This window comes from Planctobacterium marinum, from assembly GCF_036322805.1.
Classification (GTDB): domain Bacteria; phylum Pseudomonadota; class Gammaproteobacteria; order Enterobacterales; family Alteromonadaceae; genus Planctobacterium; species Planctobacterium marinum_A.
On sequence record NZ_AP027272.1, the window covers coordinates 1,923,235 to 1,940,842 of the forward strand.

General features: G+C 45.3%; 10 protein-coding genes. 7 read left to right on the plus strand and 3 right to left on the minus strand.

Going from position 1 to position 17,608, the window contains the following annotated elements; all coding sequences use genetic code 11:
- The first annotated feature begins 327 nt into the window (after positions 1 to 327).
- Positions 328 to 1,977, plus strand: coding sequence for an ATP-binding protein (locus tag AABA75_RS08640; RefSeq protein ID WP_338292211.1), 1,650 nt, complete (start codon positions 328 to 330; stop codon positions 1,975 to 1,977).
- A complete protein-coding gene (locus tag AABA75_RS08645; RefSeq protein WP_338292212.1) occupies positions 1,974 to 3,809 on the plus strand; it encodes an ATP-dependent nuclease in 1,836 nt (611 codons plus the stop codon). Before AABA75_RS08640 ends, AABA75_RS08645 begins: the two co-directional genes overlap by 4 nt.
- 23 nt (positions 3,810 to 3,832) lie before the next feature.
- Here AABA75_RS08645 and AABA75_RS08650 read toward each other — a convergent pair whose 3' ends face one another.
- Positions 3,833 to 4,477, minus strand: coding sequence for an energy-coupling factor ABC transporter permease (locus AABA75_RS08650; protein WP_338292213.1), 645 nt, complete (start codon positions 4,475 to 4,477; stop codon positions 3,833 to 3,835).
- A gap of 159 nt (positions 4,478 to 4,636) precedes the next feature.
- On the minus strand, positions 4,637 to 5,443 hold the full coding sequence (gene xthA, locus AABA75_RS08655; RefSeq protein WP_338292214.1) for an exodeoxyribonuclease III: 807 nt from the start codon (positions 5,441 to 5,443) through the stop codon (positions 4,637 to 4,639).
- Positions 5,444 to 5,532: 89 nt separating this feature from the next.
- Here xthA and AABA75_RS08660 point away from each other — a divergent pair, with 89 nt between their 5' ends.
- The 5 genes from AABA75_RS08660 (at position 5,533) to AABA75_RS08680 (ending at position 15,979) form a co-directional block, all read left to right on the plus strand.
- Complete coding sequence (locus tag AABA75_RS08660; protein WP_338292215.1) at positions 5,533 to 6,216, plus strand: class I SAM-dependent methyltransferase; 684 nt, start codon at positions 5,533 to 5,535, stop codon at positions 6,214 to 6,216.
- A gap of 106 nt (positions 6,217 to 6,322) precedes the next feature.
- Positions 6,323 to 9,760, plus strand: coding sequence for an exodeoxyribonuclease V subunit gamma (gene recC, locus AABA75_RS08665; RefSeq protein ID WP_338292216.1), 3,438 nt, complete (start codon positions 6,323 to 6,325; stop codon positions 9,758 to 9,760).
- The gene (gene recB, locus AABA75_RS08670) at positions 9,757 to 13,419 is read left to right on the plus strand and encodes an exodeoxyribonuclease V subunit beta (protein WP_338292217.1); all 3,663 of its coding nucleotides are present in this window, start codon (positions 9,757 to 9,759) and stop codon (positions 13,417 to 13,419) included. The genes recC and recB overlap by 4 nt, the downstream gene beginning before the upstream one ends.
- On the plus strand, positions 13,416 to 15,362 hold the full coding sequence (recD, locus tag AABA75_RS08675) for an exodeoxyribonuclease V subunit alpha (RefSeq protein ID WP_338292218.1): 1,947 nt from the start codon (positions 13,416 to 13,418) through the stop codon (positions 15,360 to 15,362). The genes recB and recD overlap by 4 nt, the downstream gene beginning before the upstream one ends.
- On the plus strand, positions 15,359 to 15,979 hold the full coding sequence (locus tag AABA75_RS08680; protein ID WP_338292219.1) for a DUF922 domain-containing protein: 621 nt from the start codon (positions 15,359 to 15,361) through the stop codon (positions 15,977 to 15,979). The genes recD and AABA75_RS08680 overlap by 4 nt, the downstream gene beginning before the upstream one ends.
- Here AABA75_RS08680 and AABA75_RS08685 read toward each other — a convergent pair.
- Positions 15,976 to 17,559, minus strand: a complete 1,584-nt coding sequence (locus AABA75_RS08685; protein ID WP_338292220.1) for a LytR/AlgR family response regulator transcription factor — start codon at positions 17,557 to 17,559, stop codon at positions 15,976 to 15,978. The genes AABA75_RS08680 and AABA75_RS08685 overlap by 4 nt on opposite strands.
- Positions 17,560 to 17,608: the final 49 nt, after the last annotated feature.

Sequence of the window (17,608 nt, forward strand, 5' to 3'; positions counted from 1 at the left end):
CATGATCTTCTACAAAAAAGTCAAAGATGACATATTGATGATAAGATTCCTTCACCAACAAATGAAATACGCCATGTATTTTTCAAATTGAGATGTTTAGTCATTGATGGGGCCCCCTCAAGCTTATAGGTGTTAACTCTCTCAAGTAAGGTGTAAATAAATTTATTTTTATCTAGCCAAAATTCGGTAACTTTGTTATCTATTGCCTACATAGCAAGAGTCAAATTTTATATAAAGTCCATTTTCAATTTTTAATAGAAAATTTGAAGCTTTATCCTCGACGCTTGAAACAATCCCATCCACTGTAAGAAAACAAGGAAGTTAAAAATGACTACACTAAGACACCAAGATTTAAACTTCGGAAGTATCAAAGAGGTTGATGGAAGTTCAATCATTTTGCATGCAAATTTTCTAGAACGTGAATGTGGGGGTATTAAACTTTGCGCTGAAGTAGGTGCATATGTCAACTGTGGTGGGGCCCACGGAGATACCATCTGCAATATCAGTAAGGTGCAAATATCTGAGGTTGAAAAAACAATAAGAACTGACAATGGCCTTGAAATAGTCAGAGAAGAAAGAAAGATAGTGACTCTCTCTATTCTTGGTAGTGCTACACATGGAAAATTTAGGAGAGGTACAAAACGATTACCTACAATTAATTGTGAGGCTTATTTTCTCAGTAGTGACCAATTAAATTGTTTGATTGGGATAGATCTTAGAGAAGATAAAGAGCACTTTTGTGTAACAGACGATAGTGATGATGATCAGACTTATTTAAATCTAGACAAGCTTATGGGCAGGCATGTTGCAATACTGGGTACAACGGGAAGTGGGAAAAGTTGTACTGTGGCATCTATAATGCAGTCAATACTGTTAAGTTATGATTGTCCACGAATTTTATTCTTTGATATTCACGATGAATATCCGTCTGCATTTGGGTACAACGAAAATACACCAAGCGCTTTATTTAAGGAGAAAACAAATTCAATCCCATGGTCAAAGTTTTCACTTCCATATTGGTTTTTAGATTTAGAAGAGTTTTTCGGCGTTTACAATCTAGAACCCGGTTCTAATCAAAAAGCGATCATCAAGAGACTTATAACTAAACTAAAAGAAGATGAAGCAAAATCGGAAGGCTTGTTAAATATTGTAGTATCAGCTGACACACCAGTTTACTTTAATGTTGATGCTCTTGTTGATGAGCTGGAAAATGAAAAAAATTCTCAAACTAATACAACCAACAAGAAACCCTATGAAAGCCTTTTGTTAAAACTCCAAGCTGTTCGACAAGATACAAGGTATTCGTTTCTACACCGAGAAATCGATAGCAAATTATCAATTGTTGATTACTTTAAATTCATATTGGGGTTGGACGAAAGTGAAAGTTATTTAAATATTCTAGATCTGAGCGGATTACCTACTGAAGTGAGAGCTGTTTGTGTTGGAGTGATATCAAGACTTTGCTTTGATTTTAAATATTGGGATTTGGATCCCGAGAATATACCTCTCAACTTGGTATTGGAAGAAGCACATGCCTACATACCTGAGGAAAAAGATTCGAAATATAATATTTCAAAAGAAAGGGTTGAAAGGATCGCAAAAGAAGGTAGGAAATATGGGATTGGTTTAACAGTAGTTACCCAAAGGCCTTCAAATGTTTCGACAACCGTTCTTTCACAATGTGGTACATATATCTCATTGAGACTTACGAATGATCTTGACCAGAATAAAATTAAGAGATTGTTGCCAGATACATTAGAGAGTCAAGTTGATTTTTTACCGAGTTTAAGAGATGGGGAAGCATTTGTTTCCGGCGACTCAATAAATCTGCCGAGAAAGGTCCAGTTTAAAGTGCCGAATCCAATGCCAAGAAGCAATGATGTGAGATATCACAAATCATGGAAGCTAGGGAAACCAGATAGTTACTCACTAAAAGCGTTGGTTGAATCTTGGCATAAACAGGATAAATCAGAATGAAAGTCGATTCTTTTAAACTCAGTGGTTGGCGTTCATATGATTTGGACGGAGTTTCTATCAGTGGCCTAAGAAAGATTAACCTGATAATAGGGCCAAACAACTCGGGGAAATCGAATTTATCAAAATATTTTAATTATTTGAAAAGAGTTGCTTATAACCATTTGACTGTCGGTAAAACAATTATGGTAAGTGAAAATATCGATGAAAGTCAGACATGGGCTTGGGAAAAACATGAGATAAAATGTGAAATTAAAATTTCATGCGATAATGAAACAAATAATAATGATAAGGTTTTTTATAAAGCTGAAGATAATGAGGTAGTTTTAGATTGCTGCCATGACATTCAGTTAGGCTCGACTTTTCTGAAAATTAAAATAAACAACCAGTTACTCTTCAATGAAGATAACTTGATCCGTCCTGATTTGCGTATGAATGATTGGGTTGATCCCAGCTCCGACGTATCGGGATTTGGCGATAATGAGTTTTATTGGAAAAAATTTTTAAGTTCTTTAGTGTTTGTTGACCCGATCCGTCACCATTCTCGGAATTCAACGAATTTGGATAATCATTATTTTGATGGAGCCAAAATAATTGATGAACTCGATGAGTTAAGATGTGATAAAGCTACCCCGTCAAATTGGTCTGGATATAAAAAAAAGATGAAGCTTTGGTTATCGGAGATACTATCCGAAACTGTTACTAACATTGATATTGTAGGTCGAGACTTAAGCTTTGAATTCGAATCAGATTTGCATTTTTCTCTAGAGCAGTTAGGTACGGGGGTGTCTCAAATAGTTATGTTGCTATCACATCTCTGGATCAACAAAGACAAGAATTTGAACGTTTTTTTAGAAGAGCCAGAAGCAAACTTGCATCCAGAAGCCGTAATTAAGCTTGTTAGTATTTTTGAAAAAGAGATGACGAACCATAGCTTCTTTATCACGACTCACTCTCCATCGCTCATTGATTGTATAAATGAGAATTGGGCTGTATACAGGACTTTAAAAACATCAAGTGGTGCAAGTAATATTACCCCAAATGACAACATCATTAAATATTATGAGACTTTGGACTCTTTAGGCGTCAAAGCTTCACAAATCCTGCAATCAAATACAGTAATTTGGGTGGAAGGACCTAGTGATAGAATATACTTAAATAAATGGATTCATATTTTTGCGAACGGTGAATTGAAAGAAGGAAAAGATTATTCGTTTTTGTATTTTGGGGGGACCAATCTCGCCTCGTTTACAGCATTGGAGGATCTAGACGAAGAGCTTATTAATATGCTGAGTACCAGTAGAAAAGCATACCTAATAGCTGATTCAGACTGCTGCTCTCAATCACAACGTAATAGTGAAACCTTTAAAGGATACCTAAACTCGATGCTTGAGAGAGTCAATGCGGCTGCTAATAAGTCTCAAGGTGTTGATTCTTCTCTAGGTGATTATTTTGGAATATGGGTGACGGAAGGAAGAGAGGTTGAGAATTACCTTTGTAAAGAAACTCTATTTGAAGTACTAATTGATACTGGATTTAAGCGAAACTCTATTGGAAAAGGAGAGAATCGAAAAGAGCTTAAATTACACTCGAGTGATGCGTCAGGCTTTGAATTTGGTAAGTTTGATTCATTTGATGAGGCTATATCCAAGTGTTATAAGTATCCAAATAACACTCAATTGGGACCGACTGAACTTAACAACATTGCAGGTAGTTATTCCAATAAAAAGGTCGCAATTGCCAAGGCTGTGGTTGAGAAGATTACAAGAAATAATTGCTCTACTTTTAATTTAGATTCCGAAATGAAAAAATTAGTTGAATTTATTCGAAAGTAAGCAAAATATCGAATGAAGTCCCATCACTTCCCATCAATGTAAAACTTATCGTGGAAGGTATATACCCAGTGGGGTTTGTAGATGATAAGCAAAGTCATGGTCATGCCATTGAGCAAGCCTTCGGGGAATAGCAGTAGCGGGATTAAGATCAGGTAGTTGTCTTGGACTATATCCCAATCGTGTATTCCGGTGAGGGTGTAGTAACCGCCCAGCAGGCCCATTTTTAAGGTGAGGCTGGCAAGTCCGGCGAAAAAACCACAAACAAAAATATAGATAAAAAAGTGCTTAGGTAAGCGGTGGAAGGATAGGGAGTAGATGGCATAGCTTAGCGCCAATGGTGCTACCACGCCTAACAGCCCGTTAACGCCTAACATACTCCAGGGTTCTAATCCGGCGATGGTTAAGCCCAGCAGGGCGAGAGAGGAGCTTAAAATGGCCCAGCGCAATCCCAACAGCAATACACAAGCGGTAAGCCAGAGAAAGTGTACCGTTAAGCCTTCGTAAATGCCGGTGCGAAAGAACCACAGCATAAACAAGCTGGCGGCAGCACCAAACACAAAGTGCTGCAACCTGCGCTCTGAAAACAGCCGGCTGATATTGACGTTTTTAACCGTATATACCAGCAGGGCTAAGTAGCCAAGTAATGCAATAGCCTGGATAGTACTCATAGCAATAACATTTTATTTAAAGCTCATTCAGAAAGTCTTTTGTTCAATGATGAAACGAGAAAAATTCGTCGTTAACGCGACAGGGAGGCGCAATGTATAACACATACCTGAGCACTCCCAACAAAGTTAGCGGCGAATTTGGCCGTTTCAGGATGAACACTACTTATAAACCGTCCAGATAGGCGCATGATCCGAAGGCTTTTCAATGCCTCTGAGCTCGTAATCGATACCCGATTCCACCAGGTTAGGTTGCATGGAAGCGGTGCCTAAGATCACGTCTATGCGCAGACCACGGTTATCGTCAAAACCACGGGAGCGATAGTCAAACCAGCTGTACTGATCATCTACTTCCGGGTTAAGTTCGCGGAAACTGTCGTGGAAACCCCAGTCCATTAAGCGGCCCAGCCATTCGCGCTCTTCTGGTAAGAAGCTACATTTACCGGTTTTTAACCAGCGCTTGCGATTTGGCTCACCGATGCCAATGTCTAAATCCGTCGGCGAGATATTGATATCGCCCATTACCACGATGTTTTCTTCTGGCGTGTGATGCTCACCCAGGTAATTCATCAGATCTGCATAAAACTTGCGTTTAGCAGGAAACTTGATTTCGTGATCCTGGCTTTCACCCTGTGGGAAATAGCCGTTTAATACCCGTATTTTTTCACCGCGCTCGTCCAATACTGTAACCATAATCATGCGGCGCTGGGCATCTTCATCGTCAGTGGGGAAGCCGTATTGCACTTCCAGTGGCTTTTGTTTGCACATTAGTGCTACACCGTAGTGACTCTTTTGGCCAAAGTGATAAACGTGATAGCCCAATGCTTCCACTTCTTCTTTGGGAAACATATCATCGTGCACCTTGATTTCCTGCAAACCAATCACGTCAGGTTGGTGCTTTTCTACCAGTGCGGCCAGTTGATGGGGTCTGGCACGCAGACCATTGATATTAAAAGAAATATACTTCATCGATTTTTTTTGAAATGATTGAATGGAGGATATGCTAACAAACAAGGCCAAACGTTGACAGGGAAAAGCCCGGCGAATTGTGTACAAAAATGACTGAATCTCAACTTCATGCTGTAAAAGCGAACAATGTTTGTCCTTTGTGTCGCAGCCAACAAACCGGATTTTATTGTGAAGATAAAAAGCGCCCTTATTTGCAGTGCGAAAATTGTGATCTGGTATTCGTACCCGATGGCTTTATCTTGTCCCAAGCGCTGGAAAAAGCCGAATACGATAAACATGATAATACCCGTTTGGATGAAGGCTATCGGTGTTTCTTAAATCGCACCTTGCTGCCGGTTGTCGCGCAACTGGAAAGTCGCGGTAAAGGTTTGTCTGAATTTACGGGATTAGATTTTGGTTGCGGAGAAGGGGCCTTTTTAAGCCAGATGGCGGCGGAGAAGGGGCTTGAGGTGGCAAATTACGATTTGTATTATCATCATGCGCCACAACGGCTTAACGAGCAATACGATGTTATTGTGATGACGGAAGTACTGGAGCATATCGCCGCGCCTCATACCTTATTGCCAGCGCTGGTAAAACAGCTCAAACCCGGCGGGTTTATGGCGGTAATGACTAAACGGGTGATTGATAAGACCGCGTTTGCCAAATGGCATTACAAAAATGACCCCACCCATATTTGTTTTTATTCCGAAGCCAGTTTTCAGTGGTTGGCAGATTGGCTTGAGCTGAAGCTGACAATCGTGGCGAATGACGTGGTGTTTTTACAGCGCTAATCATTGCTGAAGCGCGCTTATTTAAGCATAGAAATTCCTTTTCTTGTGATAAGCTTTACCGTGTAAAGACAACAGAAAAACAACAATAAATTGGTAAACCTGCTCGATGTTACATCTGATTCAGTCAAATAAAATGGAAGTATTGCTGGCCAGTCTCTTGCAAAAACTTGCCGAGCAAACTTTTGATGAACAAGGCGCCTCTGAGGACCTGGCCAGTTTATTAACACCCGATACCATCCTGGTGCAAAGTCCGGGTATGTCGCAATGGCTCAAAATTAATATTGCCAACACCCTGGATATTGCCGCCAATATTGAATTCCCGTTACCTTCCAGTTTTATCTGGCAATTATATCAACGCAGCATTCCTGATTTACCCAAAGAGTCAGCCTTTAACAAACAGTTTCTGGCCTGGAAAATATTGCAGTTGTTACCGCAATATCTGGATTTACCGGAGTTTATCCCACTGGCTCGCTATGTTGCTGACGAAAAAGCTGATGAACCTCCTGCGGATTTGGGAGAGCAGCTCAAGTGCTGGCAATTGTGCGCCAAAATTGCCGATGTTTACGATCAGTATTTAATGTATCGCCCCGAGTGGATCCTGGCCTGGGAGCAGGGCGAGGATAGCTTGCCCGATGTGGATGTAAGCCAGCAACCCTGGCAACCAATCCTATGGCGCGCCATTTGTGAATTCACTGAGCAACAAGGGGAGTCTCAGTGGCATCGCGCCAATATGCACACCGCCTTGATGGCACAATTAGAGCAAGCGCAACAAGGCAGTAATAAACCTTTGTATGTGTTTGGCATTTCCGCCATGCCCGTGCAGCAGCTGGAGATTTTACGCTCTTTAAGCGAACACAGTGAGGTGTACATCTTTTGGTTTAACCCATCTGAGCACTATTGGGCGGATGTGGTGGATAACAAGCGCTTCCAGAAACAGCAGCTGTCCTTGTTTGATGAGCCAGATGTGCAAAGTCAGGAGAAAAAACAACAAGCGGCGGCGCTGTTGGATGTGGGCAACCCGTTATTGGCCTCCTGGGGCAAACCCGGTCGCGATTTTCTGGAGATGCTAACTGAACTGGAGCCGCTACAGGCAGACTTATTTAGCGCCCCACAACAGCAGCATTTATTAGGCTGGGTGCAAAGTGAGGTATTCCAGTTAACGTTGCGGGGCAAGCGCCAACCCTTAACGGTGCAGGAGCGCTTGAGCAATAGCGGTGATTTCCCGAAAAAGTCTCTGACTCATGATGATAGCTCCATTGAAATTCACGCCACGCATTCCCGCTTGCGAGAGCTGGAAGTGTTGCGAGACCAGATTTGTCATTGGTTTGAATCGGGCGCAGTGGAATCCCTCAATGATGTGATTGTGATGATGCCAGATGTCGGCGTTTACGCACCGCTCATAGAAACGGTATTTTCCCGTCCTCTGGACAGTAAAGGGGAATTACAAGAGCGCGGTATTCCCTTTGCCATATCCGACCGTAGCCAGGCTGAAGAAGACAGCATTGTTACCAGCTTTTTGCGTTTAATGGCGCAAGAGCACAGCCGCATGACACTCACCGAAGTGTTTGAGCTGTTTAAGGTGCCTGAGATTGCAGCCCGTTATGGTATCGGCGGCGATGAAATTCAGGCGCTGCATCGCTGGTGTTATGAGGCAGGGGTACGTTGGGGTTGGTCAGGGCTGGAGAAACAGCACTGGCAACTACCGCAAGAAAATCAAAACACCTGGATTTTTGGCTTACAGCGTTTGCTGGCAGGTTATGCTCACCAGGGCGCAGAGGTGCTGAATGGTGAAATCGTGCCCTACGGCGAAGTTGAAGGCCAGTTAACCCAAGCGCTGGGCCTGTTATTGGCGTTTGTGGAAGACTTGCGGGCGTTAACCCGGTTTTGTCGTGCATCACATCCCTTGCAGGAAAAAGTGAGCGAGGCGCTACTAGTGCTGGATAGCTTTTATCTGGTGGATTCAGATAATGAGTATCGCCTGCAAAAATTAAAAGAAACCATTGCTAAGCTCAAAGTTCATAGTCAGCATTATGCCGGTAAGATAAGTCAGCAGGTGTTTGTACAAGTGCTTAACGAAGCTCTTAACGAGTCTGGCGTGGGGCAACGCTTCCTGGCAGGGCGACTGAATTTCTGTACCCTGATGCCGATGCGCAGTATTCCCTTTAAACATGTGTGTATTCTGGGTTTAAACGAGCCGGATTATCCCCGGCAAACCACGCCCATTAGTTTTGATTTGGTGAGCCGCTCTACACCGCGCAAAGGCGACCGTTCCAGACGTCTGGATGATCGCTATTTGTTTTTAGAGGCGCTGCTGTCCGCGCGCGATAAGTTGTACCTCAGTTACCAGGGGCGGGACGATAAAAGCAATGAAACCAAAGAACCGTCTATTTTAGTGTCGGAGTTGGTGGATTATTGTCAGCAATCGGTGTGTTTTGCTGAACATCTGGAACTAGATATTGAAACTGCCGAAAAGGCGGTTAAACAGCATCTATTGCACGAGCATCCTTTGCAGCCTTGGGATGCATCCTATTTTGCCACTGCCAAGGATAAAAACAGGGCGGTGACTTCCTTTGACAGAACCATGTTTGAGGTGGCCAGCACATTACAGTCGGGCCAGGGGGCTGTTGATTTCTTGAAAGTGAATCAACATGCGGCCATGTTGGATGAGTCGACCAGGCAAGATATTTCCGAGCTGGAATTACACCAGTTACAACAGTTTTTCCGTAATCCGGTGCGAGGCTGGTTTAAAAGTGTCTGGAAGACGCAATTTCCCCTCATCGCTGAAATTATGCCGGATGATGAGCCGCTAAACCTGGATAGCTTGCAGCGCTATCAGGCCACTTCACAGTTATTACAAGGTGACAGTGAGCAAGCCGTGATGCGCCAGATGGAGCTGGAAGGGCAGTTGCCCATCGGCAATTTAAAACTATTGGAGCAGGACGAGTTAAGCGCGCGGGCTGCCACCATAAAAGACAAAATGAGCGACGCTTTTGGCGGCTCGCTGCCAACACTTTCCACTCGGTGGTTAACCACGGAACTTATCGTTTCAGGCACTAACACTGATAAACAAGCGCTGTCGCTAACTGGTGCCGTGCAGTTAACCGCAAGTGGCGACCTGGTGTCTTTTCGCCCCGGTAAATTAGGCGCCAACGATTATCTGGCTATCTGGATGAGTTGGAACCTTGTTTGCGCAGTAGAAAATCGTCAATCCCGGGCCTGGTTTTTTGCCGCTGATAAAACCCTGAATTTTGAACCTATTGAGCAACAGGAAGCCAGGGAAAATCTACAATTATTGGTGGAGCTTTACTTAAAAGGGCAACAGCAATGCCTGGCCTTTTTCCCGAAAACAGCGCTTATCTGGGCGCAAAGCCAAGACGAGGGAAAAACTCTGGCGGGGTTCGCCGGTAATAGCTTTTTACCCGGTGAAGCCTCTGATCTGCATATTGGCAGGGTATACCCGCAATTGCAGGGTTGCTGGCAGAGCTTTACTGAGTTAGCTGATACGCTGTTGCAACCCATTTTAGCTAAGGCGGAGCTGTCATGACCGAGTCCATGAACAACACTTCGGTGATGAAGCCGCTTGAAGCCCTGTCGTTTCCACTGGATAAAAACGCATTAATCGAGGCCAGTGCCGGTACCGGAAAAACCTACACCATCAGTAATTTGTATTTGCGCTTGTTATTGGGGCATCAGTGCCAGGCGAGGGTGGTGAGTGAGATCCTGATCTTAACCTTTACCAATGCCGCCACCGCAGAACTAAAAGATCGTATTCTGGCCCGCATCCGCACCGCATGGCGAGATTTTGCAGTCGGGCAAAGTAGCGACGCTTTTATTCAGGCACTGATCGATGCAACCAGCAACAAAGAGCAGGCGCAGCAGCGCTTATTGATTGCGTCGCAGGAAATGGACCTGGCCAGCATTTTCACCATTCATGGGTTTTGCCAACGGGTATTAACCGAGCACGCCTTTGAAAGTGGCTCGCCCTGGCAGGAAAATCTGTCGCTGGATGATTCCGCCTTGCTAAAAAAAGCCAGCAGTGATTATTGGCGGGTCAGGGTTACAAGTCTGCCTGAGGGAACTTTGCGCTGGCTGTTAAAACAATGGTCAACACCCGATGCACTGAGCCGCTTTTTACGTCCGACTTTATCCCGTGATATAGGTAGCGAAGAGCCACAAGCCTTAAAACAGCAGTGGATGCAGTTGCAACAAGACTACGATAGCGCTGTTGAGGAAATCCGCAGCTGGTGGCGCGATGCGGGCATGTCGGATGTATTGCGTGAAGCTGATTTAAAAGCCAATGTAAAAATCGCAAAACCTGGGTTTTTAAGCATGATGGCTGAGTTTGGCCAAGGTACGCGATATACACCGGATTTGGGTAGAGATGGCTGGATATTATTGGCCCCAGATAATATCGCCAAAGCCCGCAAAAAGTCTTCGGCAGAACTGGAACTAAGCGAGTTCGAACGCTTTGAACAGCTGGCCGCGCTAGAGAAAAAGCTGGAAACAAGCCGTCAGCAGTATTTTTTCTGGGATGCCTTGTTGTTTTTCCGGCGACATCTACAAATCCAAAAACAGCAAAACGCCGAGCTAAGCCCCGACGATTTGCTCAGTCGTTTGTATCATGCCCTAACTAGCAAGGCCGATATGGCCGTTAATACAGATGCAGGTGGGCCGCTAACACAACTGCTTAGAGAAAAGTACCCTGTGGCGCTGGTGGATGAGTTTCAGGATACCGATGAAACTCAGTTTGCCATTTTTCGCCACTTGTATGTGCAGGAAGAGGCAACCGGGGCGCTGATCATGATTGGTGATCCTAAACAGGCCATTTACAGCTTTCGCGGTGGTGATATCCACACCTACCTAAGCGCCAGACGCATCGTTGCACAAGACTCACGTTATACACTGGCGACAAACTGGCGCTCGCAACCGGCACTGATTTCAGCGGTAAACGCCTTTTTTGCTAACAGTCAGTCGGGGTTTAATCATCAGGATATGCCTTTTATTGCTGTATCGGCGGGACAGGGTGAAAAGCACTTGAGCCTTAACAATGATAAGGCTGAGTCACTTGCTGTGGCAGTGCTGCCCGATGCGGTGGACAAAAAGGGGCAACCAGCCGCCCATAAATGGGGCAGTGCATCTCAGACGATGGCGCAAGTATGCGGCAATCAAGTTGCCAATTACCTTGGGCAAATGCGCATTGCTGAACAAGGTCTAAAGGCATCGGATATCTGTGTGCTGGTGCGGGACCGATTTGAGGCGGAATTAATCCAAGATGCCCTTAAGCAGCGTAATATAGATAGCGTATTTTTGCGCAAAGACTCTGTGCTAAAAAGCCCCGTGGCGTACAGTATCTGGTTGTTATTACGAGCCATTGCCGAGTTTAAATCTGAAAGCAATATCAAAGCCGCATTATTGGATGGGTTGTTTGCTTACAGCCACGAAGAATTAAGCGCTATTCACAGCGACCTGAGCCAATGGCAGCAGTGCCTGCAATACTTTGCTAACGCTCACGATATCTGGTCCAGGCAAGGTGTGATGGCGGCATTGGAGTACATTGCCCAACGTTTTGATTTGTTGAGCCGAATTATGGCCAGGCAGCAAGCACATCATCGCTGCATCACCGATTTGCGCCATCTCAGCGAGATTCTGCAATTTCAGAGCACCCGCATTGAAGGTAAAACACCACTGATTAACTGGTTCGAGGCTTGTCTGGCACAACCTGATTTGTTGGCCAGTGAAGGCATTGAAGGCACTCAGTGGCGTCTGGATACCGATCAGAACCTGGTGCAAATTTCCACTATCCACGCTTCCAAAGGCTTGCAATATCCCGTAGTGATGTTGCCATTTTGCAGTCGCTTTAAAGACAGTGCTACAGGCTTTTACCACGATGAGCAAAAGGGCTTACAATACCGTCTTGAGGATGACGAGCAGTTACTTTTGCAACAACAGCAAGAGCGTTTGGCGGAAGATATTCGATTGTTTTACGTGGCGCTTACCCGAGCGGAATTCCATTGCTGGTTAGGAGTGTGGAACAATGCCATTTCACCGCGAAGCGCGTCATCGGGATTTGGCCACGCCGCTATTGGCAGCGTGCTGGACTTTAGCACTGATACCCCGGTTACCGCTGAAGCGATCCTGTTAAGGCTACAGCAACGCCTGACTGGTGAAAATGTGGCCATCAATGAACTGTCTACAGAAGACACTGAACAGGTAATTCTGTTTGATGGCGTAACATCCGCATCAAAGCCATTAGCATTTTCGCCCTTGTCTCAAGGTATTCATCAAGATTGGTTACTCACCAGTTATAGCGCCATATCGCGCACCCGCTTGGTGCAGCACGACAATGCGCAGGACACGGCTTCTGAGCTACACGAACAGTTAAAAGCGGCAGATGAAACCAGTTTAACGGTACTCGCAGATATTAATGTTGAGCCTGATATTTATATCAGGCAAGAGCAAGAACCAACACAGCCGCCAGAGATGCGCTTTGCCTTTACTCGCGGTGCTTCTGCTGGTTCCTATTTGCATGAGGTACTGGAAAATTGTGCTTTTGACGAGCCAGAATCGGTACAGCATTTTTGTTTGGAGTACGCGGATAAATACAGCGTGGATCCAGATGAAGTACCGCAAATTAGCGATTGGTTGGTGGATACATTGCAAAGCCCGTTAACGGCAAGTCCTGATGGCATCAGGCTTTGGGATGTGCCTGCCAGTCATCGCCTTGCGGAAATGGAGTTTTATCTGCCCCTTAATCAGGTGGATGTAAGTACCTTTAATCAATTACTCAGCAGTTGGTTACCTGATATGAACGGGCATTATCAGTTGCAGCAACTCAATGGCATGCTGAAGGGCTACCTTGATCTTATTTATATCCATCAAGGGCGTTTTTACGTTGCCGATTACAAGTCGAATCACCTTGGGGATAGCCTGGAAGATTATGGGCAATCTCACCTGGATGAAGCGATGTCTCATCATGATTATTATCTGCAAGCTTTACTTTATTCGGTTGCTTTGCATCGCTACCTTAAAAACAAACTGGCTGGGTATGACCCTGAGCAGCACTTGGGCGGCGCGCAATATCTTTTTTTAAGGGGAATGAGCGCTGTAGCTCCAGGCAACGGGGTGTTAACTGTTTCGCCACCGATTGATTTGATCTACAAGCTGGATACGCTGTTTAGCGGCAAACAGGAGGCGGCTGCATGACTGTAGATAATAAGTCCTTGCTTAGCAATTCCGTACCAGGCACAGCAATGACGCGTCGCTATAGCCAAAATAAAATAGCGACAAGCGCAACAAATACTGAGCTGCGGGAAGTGCTGGATAGCTTGCTGCAGCATCAAAAAATCCGAGAGATAGATCGCAGTTTTGCCGTGTTTGCCGCGCAGCAAAGTAACTTACAGGATAATCAAGAGAGCCTGTTAATAGCCATGACAGCGGCACTGTTAAGTGAGCAACTGGGGCAGCAACACGTTTGCCTTGAACTGAGCACCATCAAACAACCTTTTGCGCCGATTTATCGATTCCCTGATAGCGCCCAAATTGCGGCGCTTTTTAGCCGTGCTGAAGTGGCAGAGACTGGTTTGTTTCAACTGTCGCAAGCGCGCTTGTACTTAAGTCGATATTACCATTATGAGCAGGATATCGTGGCAAAGCTTAATGGACTCTCGGCGACACAATTCCCGGAAACGGCTATTAAAGACTGCATGGATAAACTCTATGGAAAGCCATCAAACGATGCTGAACCTGACTGGCAGAAAACCGCCGTGGCGCTGGCTTGTTTAAAGAGTGTTGCTGTGATCGCCGGCGGGCCGGGCACCGGTAAAACCACCACGGTTGTACGAATTTTATGGGCGCTAAGCCAGTTGTCTCAGGCACAAGGACAACATAAGCCGATAATTAAAATGGTGGCACCCACCGGAAAAGCCGCAGCGCGGCTGAGTGAATCTGTCAGCGGCGCGGTTTCAAAATTGCCATCGCAAGATGATAATTTGCCGCTTGAATGTAGCACCATACATCGCTTGCTAGGAGCACGTCCTGGTTCGGTATTTTTCCGCCACAATGCTGAGCACAAACTCAACATTGATGTCCTGGTGGTGGATGAAGCTTCCATGATTGATATGCCATTGTTGGCGAAACTTCTGGCGGCGTTACCACAACACTGCCGTTTGATACTGTTAGGCGACAGCCACCAGTTGGCATCGGTGGAAGTAGGCTCAGTATTTTCTGATATATGCAGCTTAAAACGCGGTGAAAATCAGTTTAACCCGCAACTGCAACAGCTGTTAAGCCATTTGAGTCAGCAACCGGCTCTGGCTGAGAAGCGTTATGCATTGTCAGCAATGCACACCCGTCAGGGGTTTATTGACAACATTATTTATCTGCAAAAAAGCTGGCGTTTTGATGCCAATAGCGGAGTAGGGAAACTGGCGCAAGCTATCAATGCCGGTGACGTTGCTCAAACTATGCAAGTGTTAACGGCAAGCCGAGATGATATTGAATGGCATGCCTCAGCTGCCTTGGCGGAATTTATTAGGGCTATTTTGCCTCACTTTGAAACCTTTCATGAGGTTGTCGCCGCCGGAAACGTAGCCGGGGCATTTGAGGTGTTATCTCGCTGTCAGGTGTTGGCAGTGCAGCGCAGTGGCAAGTGGGGCACGCTCAATCTAAACAAACAAATCCAACGGGTCCTGTTAAGAGCTGACAAAATCAAAGGGGAGGCAGAGTTTTACGCCGGGCGACCCATTATGATCACCAGCAATGATTACCAGAATCGCCTGTTTAACGGGGATATCGGCATTGTCATGAGTGCGGCTGGTGAGGATGGGTTGTTGAAGGTGTGGTTTGCTGACACAGAACAGGGCTATCGCAGCTTATTGCCGGCACAATTACCCGCCCACGAAACACTTTATGCCATGACCACCCATAAAAGTCAGGGCTCTGAGTTTGACAAAGTGCTAATGTGTTTACCAGAATCCGTACCCGGAGTGCCTGCCAGAGTGAATCGCGAACTGCTCTATACTGGTGTTACCCGAGCGAAAAAAGAGTTTGTATTGTTTGCCGATGAACAAGCGGTGCGAAATGCTGTGAGTTTGCAATGCCTGCGGGCATCAGGTTTGGCAAAAGCATTAACTGGAGGTGCTCAATGAACGGAAAGCAGCACATAACAGGCTACAACAAGCGTTTTTCTGTTTCATCATTGCTAAGAGGCTTGTTGTTGTGCGCCTGTGTCTTAATGCTTCCTGCAAAAGCAGAAGTAAAACGTTCCGAGGAAGTTCACTATTACTCAGTGCAGTTGCAAGACGGGCAGTCACTGAAAGGGGCGCTTAAAGGTGTTACCCCCATTCGTAAAAACAATCGCCATTGGTATGGTAAAACCCAATGGAGCATTAATCCGTTATATCGATTTCGTCAATTGTCAGGCTCTTGTTACGTGAGCCAGCATTTAGTGGAGTTGAATATTGTTATGACCTTGCCTGAATTGTTGCCCCAGTCGCAAGCGTCTGAGGCGCAAATACAACAGTTTAATCGCTTCTATGAGGCGCTACTGGTGCACGAAGAGGGGCACAAGGCTTTAGGAGTGAAAGCGGCTAATGAGGTGGATGAGTATTTAGGTATGCCTAATATTTCAGAAACCTGTGAGACGTTACAAATTCGGGTGAACGAAGAGATCAGTGCCCTCATCCAAAAATATAAGCAGCTGAACGAACAATATGATGTAGAAACCCAACATGGCAAGACCCAGGGGGCGGTTGTTTCCCATTAGTGCAAACTCTGCTGATTATTTGTTTTTAACGAATCTCTTACCGAAGGCAACAGGCGGCGACTGACAGGCACCTGGATTTCTGCACCGAGGCCTAAGAAAGCCTGACTTTTTTGCTCCGATTTTTGATTAAACAAACCTGTTACGCATTCCAGGTTAACCAGGTAGGAGCGGTGTACCCGCAAAAACGTATCAGGTAACAGCTCTTCCAACTGCTTTAATGTACCTGAGTACAGCTTTTCACTGGCATCTTTTAAATGAATTTCTACGTAGTCTCCCGCCGCTTTGGTATAGGTGATATCTGAGCTGTCGATAAACTCAGTTTTTCCAATACTGCTAAGTTCCAGTCGGGTGGGGGTTTGCAGTTGCGCTTGTTGCGCCAGACGATATTCCAGTTTGGCACTGCGGCTGCGTTCTGTCATGAGTTCAGCTTGTTGCGCCTGATACTCTCTTGCCTGTTGCACAAAGATACCGGACAACACCAATGCCACAATCAGGAAGTGGACAAACTCGTGAAAGGCCGCTGAGCTGATGAAAATGATAACGGCAATCATCAGATGCCCCACAAACCAGGCTTTGAGTTTACTGTTTTGTTGTTTGTAGAGATACCAAAGGATCTGCAGCAAGTTGATAAGGATGGGAACCAGTATTCCAGAGGTGGTTTTTGTATCGAAACCCGGAATAAACAACACCACGGCCAGGGTTAACAGGCTGCCAGCAATAATCCAAAAAGGAGCCTGATTTGATGCCACTTTTAACGAGTTATAAACCAATAACAGCACACCAAAAAGATAAGAGCAGGCGGTAATACTGATGAGTCGGATATCCTGCCAGGGATAGCTGTAATTAATGATGCTTCTGGAAAGTTCTGCCGAGAGTTGCAGCATAGCCAGCAAACACATAGCTGCAAACAAGGGGAAGTGGTAGCGAATTCCATCTATCTCTTCATTGCGACCCATTTCTCGATTGCGACTGACACTCAATACTAAAAAGTAGATAACACCGACGGCAAAGGCACCGATGAGTGCGATACCGGGCGTTGCGAAGGACTGAATATATTGCCCTGTTTCAGCATAGGGAAAAAAGGCAAGCAGGTGCATGGGAGCACCGAGGGATATCAAGCTATGATGTCCTGATAACTGCATAATTAGCCTGTTTTTACCCGCGAATAAGGTTTTATCAGGCACATGAAAGACATAATCCATCTTGCCCGGAATTTCTGTTTTATCGGTGTCGGGCTGTCCGTTATTACCAAGATACGTATTATTTAGCCAAACCCGGCTTGCCGCTTTGCCAAAAACAAAAAGCCCCAAAGGGCTATGAGAAGGCAATTGTGTCTCTGTTAGTTCAAACTCCAGCAATAGCCACATAGCGCTGTGTTGAGGGTCTACTTCAAACAGTTTTTGCTCGGCACAATCGGCTGCGCTGAAGTCGGGTATAGCCACATCGGCAGTGGACATCGGGCAGACTATCACGTCGCTTTGATAGGGAAAGGAGCGGAACTCAGCAGCATAAACAGCAATGCTAAATAACATTAAAAACAGGCTTAGAGCACTAAATCGGCTTAACTGTCTGACGTTCACTTAATTTTCCTTACTACCGATTATTGATTACAGCCTACCGTTTATCTCG